Annotated in this window: 14 protein-coding genes and 1 pseudogene; 11 read left to right on the plus strand and 4 right to left on the minus strand. The window is 49.2% G+C overall.

The features are described from left to right. Positions 1 to 187 (plus strand): zinc ribbon domain-containing protein (locus tag IEW70_RS17250; RefSeq protein ID WP_188649149.1); only part of this gene is annotated, 187 nt, incomplete at its 5' end. Between the two features lie 500 nt (positions 188 to 687). Beyond that, complete coding sequence (locus IEW70_RS17255; protein ID WP_188649150.1) at positions 688 to 933, plus strand: hypothetical protein; 246 nt, start codon at positions 688 to 690, stop codon at positions 931 to 933. A 411-nt stretch (positions 934 to 1,344) separates the two neighbouring features. Here IEW70_RS17255 and IEW70_RS17260 read toward each other — a convergent pair whose 3' ends face one another. Next, positions 1,345 to 3,063: an alkaline phosphatase D family protein gene (locus tag IEW70_RS17260; RefSeq protein WP_229752073.1), complete on the minus strand. Its 1,719-nt coding sequence runs from the start codon at positions 3,061 to 3,063 to the stop codon at positions 1,345 to 1,347. A gap of 153 nt (positions 3,064 to 3,216) precedes the next feature. On the opposite strand from IEW70_RS17260, the gene IEW70_RS17265 reads away from it, so the two are divergent. From IEW70_RS17265 to IEW70_RS17275, 3 genes are all read left to right on the plus strand, one after another. Further along, positions 3,217 to 4,095: a polysaccharide deacetylase family protein gene (locus IEW70_RS17265; RefSeq protein ID WP_229752074.1), complete on the plus strand. Its 879-nt coding sequence runs from the start codon at positions 3,217 to 3,219 to the stop codon at positions 4,093 to 4,095. 437 nt (positions 4,096 to 4,532) lie between these two features. Further along, a complete protein-coding gene (locus tag IEW70_RS17270; RefSeq protein WP_188649152.1) occupies positions 4,533 to 4,895 on the plus strand; it encodes a hypothetical protein in 363 nt (120 codons plus the stop codon). 133 nt (positions 4,896 to 5,028) lie between these two features. Then, on the plus strand, positions 5,029 to 5,232 hold the full coding sequence (locus IEW70_RS17275) for a DUF819 family protein (RefSeq protein WP_188649153.1): 204 nt from the start codon (positions 5,029 to 5,031) through the stop codon (positions 5,230 to 5,232). Positions 5,233 to 5,261: 29 nt separating this feature from the next. Here the strand turns inward: IEW70_RS17275 and IEW70_RS17280 are convergent, their stop codons facing one another. Continuing rightward, positions 5,262 to 5,963: a hypothetical protein gene (locus tag IEW70_RS17280; protein ID WP_188649154.1), complete on the minus strand. Its 702-nt coding sequence runs from the start codon at positions 5,961 to 5,963 to the stop codon at positions 5,262 to 5,264. Next, the gene (locus IEW70_RS17285; RefSeq protein WP_188649155.1) at positions 5,939 to 6,838 is read right to left on the minus strand and encodes an alkaline phosphatase family protein; all 900 of its coding nucleotides are present in this window, start codon (positions 6,836 to 6,838) and stop codon (positions 5,939 to 5,941) included. Before IEW70_RS17285 ends, IEW70_RS17280 begins: the two co-directional genes overlap by 25 nt. A 137-nt stretch (positions 6,839 to 6,975) precedes the next feature. Here IEW70_RS17285 and IEW70_RS17290 point away from each other — a divergent pair, with 137 nt between their 5' ends. From IEW70_RS17290 to IEW70_RS17310, 5 genes and pseudogenes are all read left to right on the plus strand, one after another. Then, positions 6,976 to 7,383, plus strand: a complete 408-nt coding sequence (locus tag IEW70_RS17290; RefSeq protein ID WP_229752075.1) for an acyl-CoA thioesterase — start codon at positions 6,976 to 6,978, stop codon at positions 7,381 to 7,383. Positions 7,384 to 7,840: 457 nt separating this feature from the next. Continuing rightward, on the plus strand, positions 7,841 to 9,418 hold the full coding sequence (locus IEW70_RS17295; RefSeq protein ID WP_188649157.1) for a PTS transporter subunit EIIC: 1,578 nt from the start codon (positions 7,841 to 7,843) through the stop codon (positions 9,416 to 9,418). A 15-nt stretch (positions 9,419 to 9,433) separates the two neighbouring features. Then, positions 9,434 to 11,119: an alpha,alpha-phosphotrehalase gene (gene treC / locus IEW70_RS17300; RefSeq protein ID WP_188649158.1), complete on the plus strand. Its 1,686-nt coding sequence runs from the start codon at positions 9,434 to 9,436 to the stop codon at positions 11,117 to 11,119. A 23-nt stretch (positions 11,120 to 11,142) separates the two neighbouring features. Further along, positions 11,143 to 11,853, plus strand: a complete 711-nt coding sequence (gene treR, locus IEW70_RS17305; RefSeq protein WP_188649159.1) for a trehalose operon repressor — start codon at positions 11,143 to 11,145, stop codon at positions 11,851 to 11,853. A gap of 273 nt (positions 11,854 to 12,126) precedes the next feature. Further along, a pseudogene (locus IEW70_RS17310) lies at positions 12,127 to 13,356 on the plus strand (GTP-binding protein). 161 nt (positions 13,357 to 13,517) lie between these two features. On the opposite strand, the gene IEW70_RS17315 reads toward IEW70_RS17310, so the two are convergent. Continuing rightward, entirely contained in the window at positions 13,518 to 13,985 is a 468-nt protein-coding gene (locus IEW70_RS17315; protein WP_188649160.1) for a methyltransferase family protein, read from the minus strand. A 787-nt stretch (positions 13,986 to 14,772) separates the two neighbouring features. Here IEW70_RS17315 and IEW70_RS17320 point away from each other — a divergent pair. Next, the gene (locus IEW70_RS17320; protein WP_373286001.1) at positions 14,773 to 16,155 is read left to right on the plus strand and encodes an amino acid permease; all 1,383 of its coding nucleotides are present in this window, start codon (positions 14,773 to 14,775) and stop codon (positions 16,153 to 16,155) included. Positions 16,156 to 16,704 lie beyond the last annotated feature (549 nt).

The raw sequence follows: 16,704 nt of genomic DNA on the forward strand, positions 1-16,704 counted from the left end.
CAACACGTCGCAAGTTTGCTCGGAGTGCGGTCGGATCGTAAAGAAGACATTAAAAGAACGTACCCATCGTTGCTCATGCGGATATGTGGCAGACAGAGATGTCAATGCCGCAAGAAATATCCTACATCGAGCGATTGGATACGTTCCTGAACCGAGATACGGGCAATTAGAACTAAACCTTTTCTAGGCTTGGACGAAGCCTTCGTGGATGGATGTGGGTTGCCACGCCAAATGAAGCGAGAAGCCCACGGCGCCCGAAGGAAGTGCCCCTGGGGTGCTTAAGCCGTGTGGAGCAAGTCACTGTTCTTGGTGCTATATATGCTTGGGTTAACAACGATCAACATCAAAGAAGGTAGGAAATTACTTTGAAAACATTGACCGGTTTTCAATGCCGCCTTTCCATGATACAGCCAATCCTTATTGTCCGCCGTTAACAGATGAAATGGTTTACAAGCTGAATCCAAACTTCAAGTCAAGCTGCTGCAATCCTATATTGATTTGATAAAGTATTGTAATGGAAGGTGTACTGAGGAGGAATGCCTTTCCTACTCAAGAGAACTGTCGCCGTTTGGGGGAGAGACCCCAAGAGGACCCCATAAATTAAGACCTTAAAATTCCGTTTTAAGGCGCCTGTTCGCTTCTCTTCGCTGCATAGAATATATCACCCAGATGAAAGGGTGATTTCCGTTGGCGAAGAAGAAAAAGAAAAAGCGAAAAGATCAGGTGCGTCAGCAGCGTCCGGCCAGGAAAAAAATGATCAAAGAGTCGGATTGGTATTACAGCCGGGAAGTGGCACCATTGCAGCGAATATTGCGAAGGGCCCAGCATGCGGGACACGGATCGGTAGTGGATGAGGTGTGGCCGAAGCTTAAGGAAGCATTATGGCAGCACCGCCGGTTGATTGACCGGGCTCACTATATAAAACGGCCATAGTTGGCAGCAAAAAATCTTCTGCCCGAGACTGCTGACAAAGTTTCTCGACATGGGCTGAAGAGCTCTTTTCCCCGAGTATCGACTTTTGATGACGAACCCGGCGACTAGGGCGTGATGGGGAGGGTCGGTGTTATCGGCGAAGATCCTTTGCGCTTTTTGCAAGAGATCGGAGACGGCACACCGTACCGGACCCCCTGTAACAAATGACCAGCCAGACCCTGGAGACGAGACAAAAAACGAACATAGCACGGCTTGGGAGCTTGCTACTTAGGCGTGACTTGCACTTTTTAAGTGCACTTTTCCGCATTGTGCCGCTTCTTGGAGCGGACAGCACGGACTTCTGCATTGGAGGAAAGGAAGCAACGGGCAATAGAGCCAAAGGATTAAGTTGCTTCTTTTTTTCCTTTTTTATTACGGAAACATAGAGCGACGGTCCGCCAATTGGATTTGCTCCATATTTTGCGGTACTTGGGCGAGCATCCGATCTTCCTCCCGGCGATCCGATAGCGGAGCACTTTCCTGTATACGGGATTCCGTGTCGAGGTGTACTCCCGGATTACCGGCTTCCACGACGAAGGAAGCCCGGGTGTGAACAGGTGCACCGGGGCGGCTGACATAGGGCACTACACGGTAGTCCGTGCGCCAGGTGCGGTGGTCCAATTCACATCGAACGTAACCACGCAGGTCATTGAAAAAACGGACATGAGGATTTTTAGATCGAATCCAGGCGGTATCCGCCCGTTGATCGGATCCATCTCCGTCCGAGGTGATCGAAGTTCCCACAAATTCCGTGCCTACGATCGGTGAATCGGGATCCTGAAAGTTCGCTTTCAGCTCACAAGTCCAATTCGCATGGACGTCGCCGGTAAGAATGACGGGATTGTTGATATTGCCTTCCGAGAACAAATGAAGCAGTCGGTTGCGGGAAGCGGCATAGCCGTCCCAGGCATCCATGTTGAAGAGCTGACCGGGTCCCCGGTGAATGTCCAGCTGGGAGAAAAACACCTGCTGAGCTAGGATGTTCCAGTGAGAGGGTGATTGTGTCAGCCCTTCTTTCAACCAACGTTCCTGATGGCTGCCCAGCAAGGTGCGGCTGGGGTCCAAGGATTCGGGGTTGGGAGGAAGGTATCCTTCTTTCACTTGGTCGTCCCGGTACTGTCGGGTGTCCAACACATGAAAAGCGGCCAGATTTCCGAAGATAAGCCGCCGATAAAGCTGCATGTCCGGCCCTTTGGGCAAAGAAGAGATCCTGAGCGGCATATGTTCGTAATAGGCCTGATAGGCAGCGGCCCGTCGGCGAATAAAAGATTCTACCGATTGTCCCCGTTGCGGAAAAATATCCGCATAGTTGTTTTCCACCTCATGATCATCCCAAGTCACAATCCAGGGAAAAGCAGCATGGGCGGCCCGCAGATGGGGATCCGACCGGTAAAGGGCATACCGGTTTCGGTATTCCTCCAAGGTGAAGGGTTCTGGACCGTTGTGTTTTCGAATAAGGCCGCTTTTGGCCTTGTATCGTCCGATTCCGTGCTCGTAGATATAGTCTCCCAGGTGAATGATGAAATCGAGGTCTTCCCGTGCCATGTGCCGATAAGCCGTATACCAGCCATGCTCAAATTGTTGACAGGATGCAAAGGCAAAACGGAGAGAAGAGACAGGGGCACCCGTCGGCGGGGCCGTGCGTGTTCGTCCCACCTGGCTGATTTCCTTTCCAGCCATAAATCGGTAAAAGTAGGTTGTTGACGGCCTTAAGCCGGTCACTTCCACATGGACGGAGTGAGCCAGCCGGGGTGTGGCAACCGCCGTTCCTTTACGGACCACATGGCTGAAGGCTTCATCTTTGGCGACTTCCCAGCGGACGGTGACGTTGCGGCGGGGCATACCACCTCCTTGAAGCGGCTTTGGAGCCAAGCGGGTCCAGAGAACCATGCCGTCGGGGTGAGGATCACCGGAAGCAACCCCCAGTGTAAAGGGATAATCGGAAAACTGGGGCGCCGCATCGACCGTTCCCAAAGGGATAGCGCCACTCATGGAAGCACCGAATGCAAAAAGGGCCCATCGTCCGGTTTCCCTCAAAAAGGTGCGTCGGTCCATCTGAGCCCAATCCTTTTCATCATAACGTGCACACATCATACCAACCTCCGCCCCTTAGTATGACCCTGTTTTCCTCCGTCATCCGGAGGAGGAAGGGGTTTTGAAAAATTAGACCGGATTGCCGATGTTTTTTCCCTTCCAAAAACTCTATCATGAAAGGGAAAGTGAGTCCTTTCGGGGTGGAAAAAAGTGAAGCAGCGAAATTTTCTGGCATTCTGTTGCATTATAGGAATGGTTTTTCTATTGGTAAATGGATGCAAGCCGGCAGAAGGGAAAAGGATCCGCTCTCAACCGGTTTCATCAACAACTTCTGTAGACAAGCCAACCCCGCGTGTCAAAATGCCGGCGATGTCTCTGAAGTCCGTTCAACAACAAGTGATCCGCCATATTCAAGGGGCACATCCGCGGCAATGGGGGGAAAACGTAACCGGTGTGAAACGGGAGCTAAACTCCAAGGAGCGGGTGATTGCTCTTACATTGGATGCCTGCGGAGGCCTGGAAGGAAGCGGGTATGACAACGATCTGATCCGTTTTTTGGAAGCGAACCGAATCCCAGCCACCCTGTTCATCAACAGCCGCTGGATCGATGCCAATCCGGAAACATTCCGCCGCCTGGCTAAAAATCCATTGTTTGAAATCGCGAACCACGGCACAGAGCACCGGCCGCTATCCGTTAACGGCCGTTCGGTATACGGAATAAAAGGAACGGAAAATGCGGCACAGGCGGCTGCGGAGGTGTGGGAAAACCAACGGAAAATCGAGAAGCTTACCGGAAAAAAGCCGAAGTATTTCCGGTCGGGGACTGCTTATTATGATGAGATAGGCGTTCAAATCGCCCATTTGTTAGGGGAAGAAGTGGTGAATTACAATGTGTTGGGAGATGCTGGTGCCACTTACTCTCGGGAGCAAGTGAAAGCTGCTCTTCTGCATGCCCGACCGGGGTCCATTGTTTTGTTGCACATGAATCAGCCCTCCCATGATACGGCGGAGGGAGTGATGGATGCAGTCCCGGTATTGAAAAAACGGGGCTATCGGTTTGTTCAATTGGATGAAGTGCCTTTGCAGTGATTTTTTACAAAATATTGATGGCACTTTGACACATTTCTTAAAAAAGCGGAGTATAATGTTCATCGAAAAGATGACAGACTGTCCGTTGGCCGCGCGGTTTGTTGTCTGAGGTTTTCAGAGGATGATCCTTTAAAATCCTCTGACCAGATGCATCCAATATCCGAGGAAAACACCCCGAACCATTTCGGGGTGTTTTTCATTTCGGGAGTTCCTATACAGGTATCGCTCGTAATTACAAGGCAGCGGGAGCGTGTTGGTGGAATTGCGGGGAGATATCGAACAAAAAAGCAGCGGAATGTGCTGCGGACAGCTATGCCTCTAACAGGAATCTTGTTAATAATTTCGAAATAGTATGTAATACGTAAAGTCATACGAATCGTCCATTAGTCATAGGATCCGAAAATCAACATTTTCTACTATGGACTGGGGGGATTTCAATGGAAGTGCAGACGAAAAAAAGTCGAACAACGGAGAGCCTCCTCGGTTTGTTGGGATGTTTTTTAGGCATTGTGGGTTTGAGTATCCATTCCGTATCCACATTGATGCATGCCGGGGATGCCAGAGAGTGGGGAATGGTATTTTTACACTGGCTGATGATTGCCTACCTGATTTTTGCGGTGTCTATGAGCACACCGGAACAAATTCAGTGGGACCACAAACAAAGTGCAACGGCCCTGCTCGTGGGCGGAGTTGCTTCACTCCTTTTTTCATGGTTTATGGCGATTGCGGGTGTACTCATGCTGGCAGGGGGACTTCTCGCTCTACGAAGGGACCCGATACAGGAAAAACAACAAAGCTAGCGTTGAAGACGGGGGGGGGGGGGGAACAGAGTGGAAGCGGTTGTTGGGTTACAAGTCCCTTTGGAATGGGAGCCGTCATTACGCTCTTAATTGCTGCCAGCTTTTGGCTGGATCGAAAGTTTCGGGCGTTTAAATGGCAAAGATTGACGAGGAAACCTTGGCGGTGGCCAGCCAGGCTTGTGTCGGCGGACCTTCCACGGCTTTGGCTCTGGCAACCTCAAAAGGATGGATGTGGTTGGTCACGCCTGCAGTTCTGCCGGGTGTGCTGGGATATGCAGTAGGTAACTACGTGGGAATCGCAGTCGGGCATGGGATGAGAATCTTGCTGGGCGGTTAAGGGGGCACCAACACGGTGCCCTTTTTGTGTTACTCTGTCAACAAATCTATCAAGAACCGCTTCATATCCACGTTTCGCAAATGTTTCGGCCGCTTGTCCGTTCCCGTGATGATCAACGGACACAAGGAGTCAGTGGCATGAAGAGAGCCGTGTCCACCGCCGCCGGGATGTTTGGGAGAAGTGGAGTTGCCCGCCAATTGGTGTTTGGGTTTGGCACTGACCACGAGGTACTCTCCTTCGTGGGAATGCAAGGCGGCCCACAGGCGTGCCAGCGGATCGGGATACTCTCCGTAGGTGAGTTGTTTGGAATCGTTATGGGCAGAGATATCCAGCGCCTTCATATCTCCTTCGATCTCCCATCGCTGGTTGTAACCATCTGTCCATGTTTGTCCCTTGCGGAAACGCATCTTTGTGCCGTGTTCCTGATTAAGAACATGTACATCCTGTCCGCTTCGCCACGCGATGAGGTCAATCCTTGATTCCTGTTTTAACCGCTCTGCCAGCTTTTCCACCGTGATAGACGGTTTTAACGCATAGATATAGGCCATTCGTTCGTTGGAGCAAATGGCGATATCTGTCTCCGGAGTCGGGTGTTCTCCCGGCGAAAGAGCTACATGGGGTTGCAAAAGTTCATCCAACCGAACCACAGGATTTTCTTCTTTCGGCCCAATGCCGGTCTGTCCGCTGTCTCCGGTAATAATCCAGGTCACTTCTTGAATGGCTTGTCCCAAGAACCGAAGCTGTCGAGCAACTCACCCAATTCTTTGTCGAATTTTTGTATACCGCTCATGTCTGAAGGCCCTTTTTTATGGAGGGATTTATCCATGTCAGACAGATAAACCAGAGAGAGGTCGGGCAGTTTATCGTGTTGGATCAGATATTTGGTGACAGCCAAAGGGTATTTGTCGCTGAATCCCAAATCATTGGTAATGCCATCGGGGAGAGTGGTTTTTTTCTCAAGCGGATTGGATAACGCACCGAAAGCGAAAAAATCAGGCCCCTTTACCTTGAAGGATTCCGGCATAGTGGTCGGTATGGAAATCCAAGCGGGGAAATACAAGCGATGCTCTACGGGTCCCCGATATACCAACCCGTTGATGGAGGCCGTTTGTTTTTTCTTGGGGGCCAGTTCTTCATACAGCGTCGGCTGGCGAGGGTTCAAATGTTTCTGGTTCAGGTTGATTAAAGCATCCTCCAGGGATTGGTTCATCCCGTTGTTAAGGACTTCCTGCAAACCGGTTCCGTAATTGACGATTCGTTTCTCCCGTACGTCGTACCAGCAGAGTCCCGGAACATAGTGTTGATCGGGATACGTTCCGGTCAAATAAGAGCTGTCGATGACGACGGACATAGTGGGAAAGGAACTGACCAGATCTTTGTAATATTGCCCATGGGAAATCAAAAAAGAAAGAGCGGGCAGTTCGCCGGTTTGAACTCCCTTGTCAATGGCGTGAGCCATGATGGAATCCACCAACAGCCAGATAACTTTTCGCTTTTTGTGCGCCTGGATATGGGCCAGATCAAGCTCTTTTTGCTTCGGTTTGGTCCATTGGACGGCTCCATAGACCAAGATAGCAACGATAACCGGGATGATCAGCCATCTCATAAAGGAAAGCTCCTTTACAACAGTGTGGTTTTCTTAGTGTGAACGAATAACGTGTACCTATACAAACCGACAAAAAGTGAATGACTATTCATTCAATGCGTGCTATACTAATACAAAAATCGGGGGAGAGACTGCTCGTGCAACACATTATGGAACTCACCGTACGTTCGACAGACTTGGATATGCTGGGTCACGTCAACAACGCGAAATACTTTGAATATCTGGAGTGGGGCCGTTTTGAATGGATGAAGCAGATCGGGTTGGGAATGGAGGAAATGACCCGGCGGGGAATTCTGCCTGTCGTTGTCAATGTAAATGTGAATTATCGGCAGGAATTAAAACTGGACGAAAAAATTCAAGTTATCTCTAAACCGTTGCGATTGGGGAATAAAAGCAATACCTTGTATCAGGAAATCCGGAATGAAAAGGGAGAAAAAGTGTGCGATGCGGAAATCACCGGTGTAGTGCTCGATGCTCTCACCCGACAAGTGACGGAGCTGCCTGAAGAGTTTAAGGCGGTGTTTCAAGCATTTGTTGAATGTTGAAGTGTGAGTGAAGTGCAGCCACTAACAAGTTCATCTTAGGAAAGAGAGAAGCTCTTTTACTGATAAGTGGGGAGGCTTGGTGTGATCGGCGAAGATCCTTTGCGCTTTTGGCAAGGGATCGGAGACGGCCACACCGAACCGCCTAAGGTGGAGACCTTGTTTCCATCTGTACGTCGGAGAAGGAGGCGACAGGTAGAAGAGCTCTTTACTTTGTGCAAGAGATTGTCATCATTTAGCCTCGCTTTTCAAGGGAGGCTATCGTTTTTTACGGAGGAAAATGGAATTGACAAACTTGTATATACAGGTTATCATTATCACCGATTGTAAGTGCTTTCACCCGGACTTCCAAAAGAAGAAAGGGTTTTCTTTTTCATTGCTAACCTGTATATACAGGTCGGAAACCCAAAGGGAGCCCAATTACATCGAGGCATTTTTTTGAATGGAGGGGCAGTACACGATGGTGAAACGGATTTCATTTGACTTTTTCCAACGGGTTGGCCGTTCGATGATGGCTGTGGTATTGATTTTGCCGTTGGTATCGATTCTGATGGGACTGGGCGGAGTGTTGCTCAATCCCAGTGTACATGACATTCTTCCTTTTTTAGGCGGTCATGGATGGCAAGTCACAGGTGAACTCATGCAGCGCTCCGGTCAGGCTGTCTTTAATAACCTGCCGGTACTTTTCGCTGTTGCCATCGCGATTACTTGGACCGGTCGGGGGATGGCCGGATTCGCTTCGTTGATTTCCTTTTTTATCATGCATACGGTACTGGGTGCACTCATTGATATTACCGGCACCAAGGTGAATGAAAAGCTGTTGGGAACGGAACTGGGAATCAAAACCATGCAAACCGGGGTGTTTGGCGGAATTCTTATCGGATTTCTTACTGCTTACTTGTACAACAAATTTCATAAAGCGGAACTTCCCGATGCTATCTCCCTGTTCAGCGGGGAGCGGTTGGTTCCTATCGTGGCCAGCTTCGGAGCCATCCTAGTGGCGGTTGGCTTATTCTTTGTCTGGCCGGTTGTGGGAACAGGAATCTTTTATCTGGGCGGCTTTGTCGCTACCCATACCAATCCATTGATCGTCGGTTTGTACGGCGGTCTTGAAAAGCTGCTGATCCCCTTCGGTTTGCACCATATCTACAATACCCCGCTTTTGTTTACCGAAATCGGCGGAACGTATCAAACGTTGGACGGTGCCCGTGTGGTCGGGGATCAAAACGTGTACATCGCGCAAGTGATCGACAAATTGAAGGACGCAGGGGTACACATTACAGGCGGAACCTATATCGCAGGGAAGTTTATTCCCGTGATGTTCGGTCTTCCTGCTGCGGCGCTGGCTATGTACCGGACAGCCAAAGATTCCAAAAAAATCAAAGCCAAGTCCTTGCTGATCGCGGCGGCTTTTACGGCGTTTCTCACCGGAATTACGGAACCGCTGGAGTTTACGTTCCTGTTTGTGGCCCCGGTGTTGTATGTGGTCCATGCAATATTGACGGCAATTGCCTTCGGACTGATGAATGCATTGAGTTTGCATGCAGGATATGCCGGGGGGGCCGGTCTCATTGACTTTGTGCTGTTCAATGGTTTGCCGAACCAATCCAACGCCTGGGCGGTCATTTTGGGCTTGGGTCTGTTGTTTGCGGTGATCTACTATTTCACCTTTAAGCTGCTGATCGAAAAATTGGACCTGAAAACCCCCGGGCGAGAAGATGAGACTGAAGAAACCAAGCTGTTTACCAAAGAGGAATTCCGCGCGAAACAGGGAATCAGCGGAAATGCTTCTGACCAGTCCGCCGACGACAGCCGTGCAGTCAAGATTTTGGCTGCTTTGGGCGGGAAAGAGAACATTACCAAGCTGGATGCTTGCATTACCCGATTGCGGGTGGGTGTTAAAGACGTGGGAAAAGTGGATGATGCGAAACTGAAACGATTGGGTGCCGCTGGCGTGTTAAAATTGGATGATGGTGTGCAGGCAGTTTACGGCACCAAATCCTCGGTGATCAAAGACGAAATCGAAGACATTCTATGATCGGGAGGGTCCGGCTTGAACGAATGGTGGAGAAAAGCCGTTGTCTATCAAATTTATCCCAAGAGTTTTAAGGATACGACGGGCAACGGCGTGGGAGATATTCAAGGAATCATTGAAAAATTGGACTATCTCAAAGAGCTCGGAGTGGATGTACTGTGGTTAACGCCGATCTACCGTTCTCCACAGCGGGATAACGGATATGACATCAGCGACTATTATGCCATCCATAAGGAATACGGCAGCATGGAAGATTTCGAGGAACTGCTGGACCAAGCGCATCACCGCGGCATGAAAATCATGCTGGATATTGTGGTGAACCACACATCGACGGATCATCCCTGGTTCCGGGAGGCCCGCTCCTCAAAGGATTCGCCCCGACGGGATTTTTATATCTGGAAAGACGGAAAAGAGACCGGAGACCCACCGACCAACTGGCAGTCCAAGTTTGGAGGATCTGCATGGGAATGGGACGAGAAGACGGGGCAATATTACCTTCACCTCTTTGATGTGACCCAGGCTGATCTCAACTGGGAGAATGAACAGGTGCGCCGGGAAGTATATGAGATGATGCGCTGGTGGCTGGATAAAGGAGTGGATGGTTTCCGGCTCGATGTGATCAACCTGATCTCCAAGGATCAGCGTTTTCCGGATGATGACGGCAGTGTCCCTCCCGGTGACGGACGCAAGTTTTACACGGACGGTCCCCGGGTGCACGAGTTTTTGCAGGAGATGAATCGGGAGGTCTTTTCGCATTATGACATAGTGACCGTCGGCGAGATGTCTTCCACATCCATCCCCCACTGCATTCGCTACACCCGTCCGGAAAACAGGGAATTGAATATGACTTTCAATTTTCACCACCTCAAAGTGGATTATCCCGGCGGGGAAAAATGGGCTGTGGGTGAGATGGACTTTTTGGCCTTGAAACGGATCCTGAGCGAATGGCAGATAGAAATGGGCCGCGGCGGAGGGTGGAACGCCCTTTTCTGGTGTAACCACGACCAACCTCGGGTAGTTTCCCGTTACGGTGATGACGGGAAGTACCGAAAGGAATCCGCCAAAATGCTGGCCACAGCGATGCACATGCTTCAGGGAACCCCCTATATCTATCAGGGGGAAGAGCTTGGGATGACCAATCCGGACTTCACCTCGATCGATGATTATCGGGATGTGGAGACGCTGAACATGTATCGGATCCTGCGGGAAAAAGGGATGAAGGAAGAGGAAGTAATGAAGATCATCCGCCAAAAATCCCGGGATAACTCCCGCACACCCATGCAATGGGATGCTTCCCCCCATGGCGGATTTACAAAAGGGGTTCCGTGGATTGGAACAGCGCCGAATTACCGGGAGATTCATGCGGAAGAAGCCCGGCGTGATCCGGATTCCGTCTTTCATCATTACCGGAAGTTGATTCAGCTGCGGAAAGATTACGACATCATCACCAGTGGGGAGTTTGAAGTCCAGGACTTGGAGCACCCAGAGATTTTTGCTTATTGGCGTAAGGGTGATGGAGAAAAGCTGCTGGTGATTAACAACTTCTTCGGACGTCCCGTAGAGTATGCGCTGCCGGACACGGTGGCAACAGAAGGGTGGAAGCAGGAGTTGCTGCTAAGCAACTATGCGGATTCTCTTGTTCAAGGGGTAAGCTGGAAATTACGCCCGTATGAATCTTTGGTGTACCGCTGGACTCGAGGTTGATCCGGTTGGAGAGAGGGGTTGCCATGGACAATATTTATCTGACGATCTACCATGATTTTGTCCGTCGAATTGAGTCCGGCCGCTTGCGTCCGAATGCCAAGCTGCCTTCGGAAAATGAATTGGCCCAGCTGTATGAAACATCCCGGGAAACCGTGAGAAAAGCCCTTCACCTGCTCTCCCAGAACGGATATATTCATAAAATCAAAGGGAAAGGCTCCTTTGTGCTGCCTTTGCCGCGCTTCGATTTTCCTGTCTCCGGGCTGGTCAGCTTCAAGGAACTGGCTTCCAAGATGAAGAAACCTTGCTTGACGAAGGTGCATCGATTGCAGCAGCTGGAGGCGACCCCATTTCTCGCGGATCAATTGCAAATAAAACCGGGGGACCCGGTTTGGGAGGCGATCCGGATCCGAGAAATCGGAGGGGAAAAAATTATTCTCGACAAAGACCATTTTCGGGCGGATTGTATTCCACCCCTGACGGAAGCTGTGTGCAGAGATTCCATTTACGAGTATCTGGAACATACCATGGACCGGAGAATCAGCTTTGCTAAAAAAATCATTACCGTTGACGAACCGACAGAAGAGGATCGGGAACTGTTGGACTTTCAAGCATATCCCATGATCGCCGTCGTCCAAAACTATGTGTATTTGGAGGATGGCACCTTGTTTCAATACACGGAGTCCCGCCACCGTCCGGATAAATTTCGTTTTGTGGATTTTGCCCGGCGGCATTAAGCACCCTCCCCTGTTCCTAAAGGAGCAGGGGAGGTTTTGTTGTTTCCGATTCTCCCCTCGATCCAGCTCCGCCAGTGTCCTGGTCAAATGGATCCACAAAGGATTATTCCAGTCTGTTAAATCGAAACGGATACGAAAATGAGGGCGAGATATAAGCTGGTGAACAAAATAAAATATTGACTCCGTCTCTTCCTTCCGTTACACTGGGTTAATAAAACGTAATAATTACGATTTAAAATCAGCGGAGTGAAAACAGGGAGGATGAATGGGTCGATGGAACACAAGAAAGATCACCGCATACCGGTGACGGTCTTAATCGTTTACTTGGGTGCGGGAAAAACCACAGTATTGAATCATGTGTTGAACAACCGGGATGGTTTGAAAATAGCCGTGATTGTCAACGACATGAGCGAAATCAACATCGACGCAGATTTGGTCAGAGACGGGGGCGGCTTGTCCCGCACCGAAGAGAAGTTGGTTGAGATGTCTAACGGATGTATTTGCTGCACATTAAGGGAGGATTTGCTGGTAGAAGTGGAACGGCTGGCGAAGGAGGGACGCTTCGACTACATATTGATCGAATCTACAGGGATTAGCGAGCCGGTACCTGTGGCCCAGACTTTTTCATATGTGGATGAGGAAAACGGGATCGATCTCAGTTCCATTTGTCGAATCGACTGCATGGTGACCGTGGTGGATGCCTATCGATTTTGGCATGACTTTTCATCTGGCGAAAGTTTATTGGATCGAAAACAAGCCGTGGGTGATGAGGATACACGGGATGTTGTGGATCTGTTAATTGATCAGATTGAGTTTTGAGATGTGTTGCTGCTGAATAAATGCGACCTGGTTGCTGAAGAAGATCTCATTCAGTTGGAAAAGTTGTTCCGCAAATTGCAGCCCGATGCCAAGATCATTCGCACAGTTCATGGCCAAGTGGAACCAGCGGAGATTCTCAATACGGGGCGCTTTGACTTTGAAAAAGCCAGTCAGTCCGCCGGATGGCTTCAAGAGTTGCTGAAGGGCGGGGAACATACGCCTGAGACGGAAGAATACGGGATTTCTTCGTTGGTCTATCAACGGCGGCGCCCCTTCCATCCTGAGAGATTGACTAAGTGGATGGAGGAGTGGCCGGAAACGGTGGTACGCGCCAAAGGGGTGGTTTGGCTGGCCAGCCGTAATCAGATGGCGATGAGCCTCAGCCAAGCCGGACCCTCAATTCAAATCGGACCCATTGCTTACTGGGTGGCATCGCTCCCGGAAGAGGAGCAGCAAGAGGTTTTTCGGGAGCAGCCGGAAGTAAAGGAAGAATGGGATCCCGCCTGGGGTGACCGGATGACCCAGTTGGTGCTGATCGGTATCGATATGGATCGGGATGCCTTAATTCGCAGCCTGGATGACTGCCTTCTGTCGGATGAGGAGATGAAGGAAGACTGGAGTCGTTTTTCTGACCCCTTGCCAAAGGGGGAAAGAGAAGAATGGCGGGCTGAAGCTGTTCAATAGTTTCCCGGAATTGCACCGAAATCATATGGATAACAAGACATCCTCCGACAGCGACGCCTTTGTGACGGTGGAAAGGAAGCATCGGATAAAGGGATCTCTCCACTAGTTTCTATATTTTGTCATAAAAATGACCGTTTCCTCGTGGAAAACGGTCATTTTTATTAGTAGATATAGGGGATGAGTCGCCAAGTGCGGGCACGATAATAGAGGTATTGATCTCCGAAAGTGGCTGTCAGCATGATTTCCTCTACATTCATGCGATAGGAGTATACAATTAAAAAGCAGATGGAGTTGAAAAGTACCGGCCACAACGTTCCTGTAGTCAAAGCGAAGCCGGTAAACGCCATCCATGTGCCCAGGTATCCCGGGTGCCGGATATAGCGGTAACAGCCGGTTTGGATCAATCGGTGTTCCTTTTGTATGCCGATATTGCGACTGAAAAGACGCCCCAGCGTAATCATGGCCCAGGCCCGGAGAGCGACTCCTGCAATTCCTGTGGTTACGCCGGTGATGACCCAGTTTGGGTCAGGACTGCTGGAGGCCAGTGTATACATCGGGGCGGTTGTCATGGCAAACAAAGAGACGCCTATAAACCAGGTGGATTCCGGATACTCTCGAATTTCATCCAAAGGGCGTCTACGTAAAATTTCTAACAAACAATAAAACATTACAGGTAGTAAGGCGAGCCAAAACATTCGCACCGTCCTTCCCAATTTGATAGAACATTCTATGGCAAGAATATAAGAGGAGGGAACGGCGTTTGCATAAGATAAAAACTTTAGGGATATTTTTAATGCGCGGATGGTAAAATGGGGGCAATTTTTTCGATTTATCCATCAGGGGGTATCGGCCGAAGGGATCTACATACCGTACTTTTAAGCCAAGGCATTGTTCGACGATGATCATCATCATAGTTATTTTTTCGTCTTTATGGCTATTTGGTGCTTCATATGGATACAAACTTGTAAGGATCCGCTTGTAGCGAAGACTTTAGAGCGATATGGACATAGTGCCATGCGTGCTAATTTTTCTTGGTGGATATATCTTAATAGAGAGCGGAACGATTCATTATTTTACTAAAGAAAGTATTTTGACTCAGGTTATACCTGAGTCATTTTTCCATTTATTGGTCAGATGGCCCCGAAATCCGTCTTTGCTCCTTCTACCCATCTCCATCTACGGGGAAAAGTATCGATGCAGGGATATTCAAAAATTTGGATGTTAGTCGAGGGATTTGTTGACTAGAAAAGAATTTGGATATCGTGTATACTGCTAATGGCTGGGTTAAAGGCATTGATGAGGTAAACAAAATTGTAAGCGTTTCCTTATCTATTCTAATCTATAGCAGCCATTTCCTTGTCAGGTGTATACTGCCATCGAAGCAGTCGATGGGGTGTTTTGCCAATCCAGTTGTCAATGAAGGAGGGAAATCAGGTGGATGGGAAACAAAACTTAAAAAAGGATCTAAAAATTCGTCACGTAACAATGATTTCCATCGGCGGAGTAATTGGAGCAGGACTGTTTGTCGGAAGTGGAGCTGTTATTCATTCTGCAGGTCCGGGCTCAATTATTTCTTACGCATTAGCAGGACTATTGGTCGTATTTGTGATGCGGATGCTGGGGGAGATGGCTGCAGCTCGTCCGTCTAGCGGTTCATTTGCCACCTATGCACGTGATGCTATCGGTCCGTGGGCTGGGTATACAATCGGTTGGCTGTACTGGTTCTTTTGGGTGATCGTAATTGCTGTTGAGGCGACAGCGGGAGCGGGCATTCTAAAGTATTGGTTGCCTAATGCGCCACTGTGGTTAATGAGCCTTATTCTTACTATTTTGCTTACTTTGACCAATGTTTATTCCGTTAAATCTTTTGGGGAATTTGAATACTGGTTCTCTCTTATTAAAGTTGTAAGTATTACGGTGTTTATCCTGATGGGTATTGCCGTTATTCTGGGGTTATTCCCAGGTACAGAAAGTCCGGGTCTGTCCAATTTGTTTGGCCGTGGAGGATTTATGCCCTTAGGGTTGGGATCTGTGTTCCTTGGCATTACTGTTGTCATCTTTTCCTTTATGGGTTCAGAAATTGTCGCTATTGCTGCGGGTGAGTCCGGAGAAGCAGAAAAGGCAGTACGAGTAGCTACCAACAGTGTCATTTGGCGTATTCTGGTCTTCTATATTGGATCGATTGCCATTGTGGTTACCATTCTGCCCTGGAACTCAGCCAATGTGTTAAAAAGTCCGTTTGTCGCAGTGTTGGAACATATCGGCGTTCCCTCCGCTGCGCAAATCATGAACTTTATCGTATTGACTGCTGTACTCAGCTGTTTGAACTCTGGTCTGTACACCAACTCCCGTATGTTGTATGCTATGGCACAACGCGGCGACGCCCCCAAAGCATTTTTGAAACTGAATAAAAACGGTGTGCCGGTCCGTGCCATTCTGTTTGGAACAGTATTTGCTTATATCGGTGTGATTTTCAGTTATATCTCACCGGATACGGTCTTTTTATTCCTGGTGAACGCATCAGGTGGTGTAGCGCTTCTCGTTTACCTGGTAATCGCTATTTCCCATCTGGTGATGCGGAAAAAACTAGAGCGGGAAGAACCCGAGAAGCTAACGGTCAAAATGTGGCTGTTCCCCTACTTGAACTGGTTGACGATTGCTTCCATTACAACCATTCTGATCTCTATGTTCTTCATTCCTTCTTCCCGTTCTCAGGTAACCCTGACATTGTTGTTGGCAGTATTGGTTGTCGGCTCTTTCTTCCTCTTTAAACGCCGAACAGAATCAGATAATGTTTGAACACCCTTTGGGGAGTTGCATCCAGGGCGGCTTTTAAACACCTAAAACAGCCGGTGCTATTTACACGGGCTGAATTGGGGATAAGGTGATATTGATCCATCATTATCGTACAAAACACTGGCCATTCAAACAATCAACCCGTGGATCCAAATTTCTTTTTCCTACTTTCGTAGGCTGTGGTGCTCCATGATCTGGGCCAACCGGTGCAGCGGCGTCCGAGTCAAGTTAAAGAAGGCCGGCTACCTTTTTGAGTAGCCGGCCTTAGAACGTTCTTGCACCATAAGACTACTTCACCCTATTCGTAGATAAAACTGGATCTCATTCCCATCTTAACTATAGCTATTACACGTATCTTCGGACTAGTGCGACGTGAAAGTCGCTTGGGTAATTGCTTCGCAAGACGATGAAGCCTGTTGTTCCATCAGCAGTATCCTAGGCAGATCGGCGATGAGGTAACGAACCGTCGAGAGCCTGCCGACAATGTACCTGTGGCAAAGTCACCGCCAAAACCGTGAGGGGACGGCGGGTTCTGCCAGCGTCAGGCGGACA

Origin of the sequence: Marinithermofilum abyssi, assembly GCF_014641195.1 — a bacterium.
Taxonomy (GTDB): domain Bacteria; phylum Bacillota; class Bacilli; order Thermoactinomycetales; family DSM-45169; genus Marinithermofilum; species Marinithermofilum abyssi.

Bases quoted from the DNA above. Each gene is read 5' to 3' on its own strand.
- IEW70_RS17260 (WP_229752073.1), bottom strand. From the start codon at position 3,063: ATGTGTGCACGTTATGATGAAAAGGATTGGGCTCAGATGGACCGACGC.
- IEW70_RS17270 (WP_188649152.1), top strand. From the start codon at position 4,533: ATGGAAGTGCAGACGAAAAAAAGTCGAACAACGGAGAGCCTCCTCGGT.
- IEW70_RS17275 (WP_188649153.1), top strand. From the start codon at position 5,029: ATGGCAAAGATTGACGAGGAAACCTTGGCGGTGGCCAGCCAGGCTTGT.
- IEW70_RS17285 (WP_188649155.1), bottom strand. From the start codon at position 6,838: ATGAGATGGCTGATCATCCCGGTTATCGTTGCTATCTTGGTCTATGGA.
- IEW70_RS17295 (WP_188649157.1), top strand. From the start codon at position 7,841: ATGGTGAAACGGATTTCATTTGACTTTTTCCAACGGGTTGGCCGTTCG.
- treR (WP_188649159.1), top strand. From the start codon at position 11,143: ATGGACAATATTTATCTGACGATCTACCATGATTTTGTCCGTCGAATT.
- IEW70_RS17320 (WP_373286001.1), top strand. From the start codon at position 14,773: ATGAAGGAGGGAAATCAGGTGGATGGGAAACAAAACTTAAAAAAGGAT.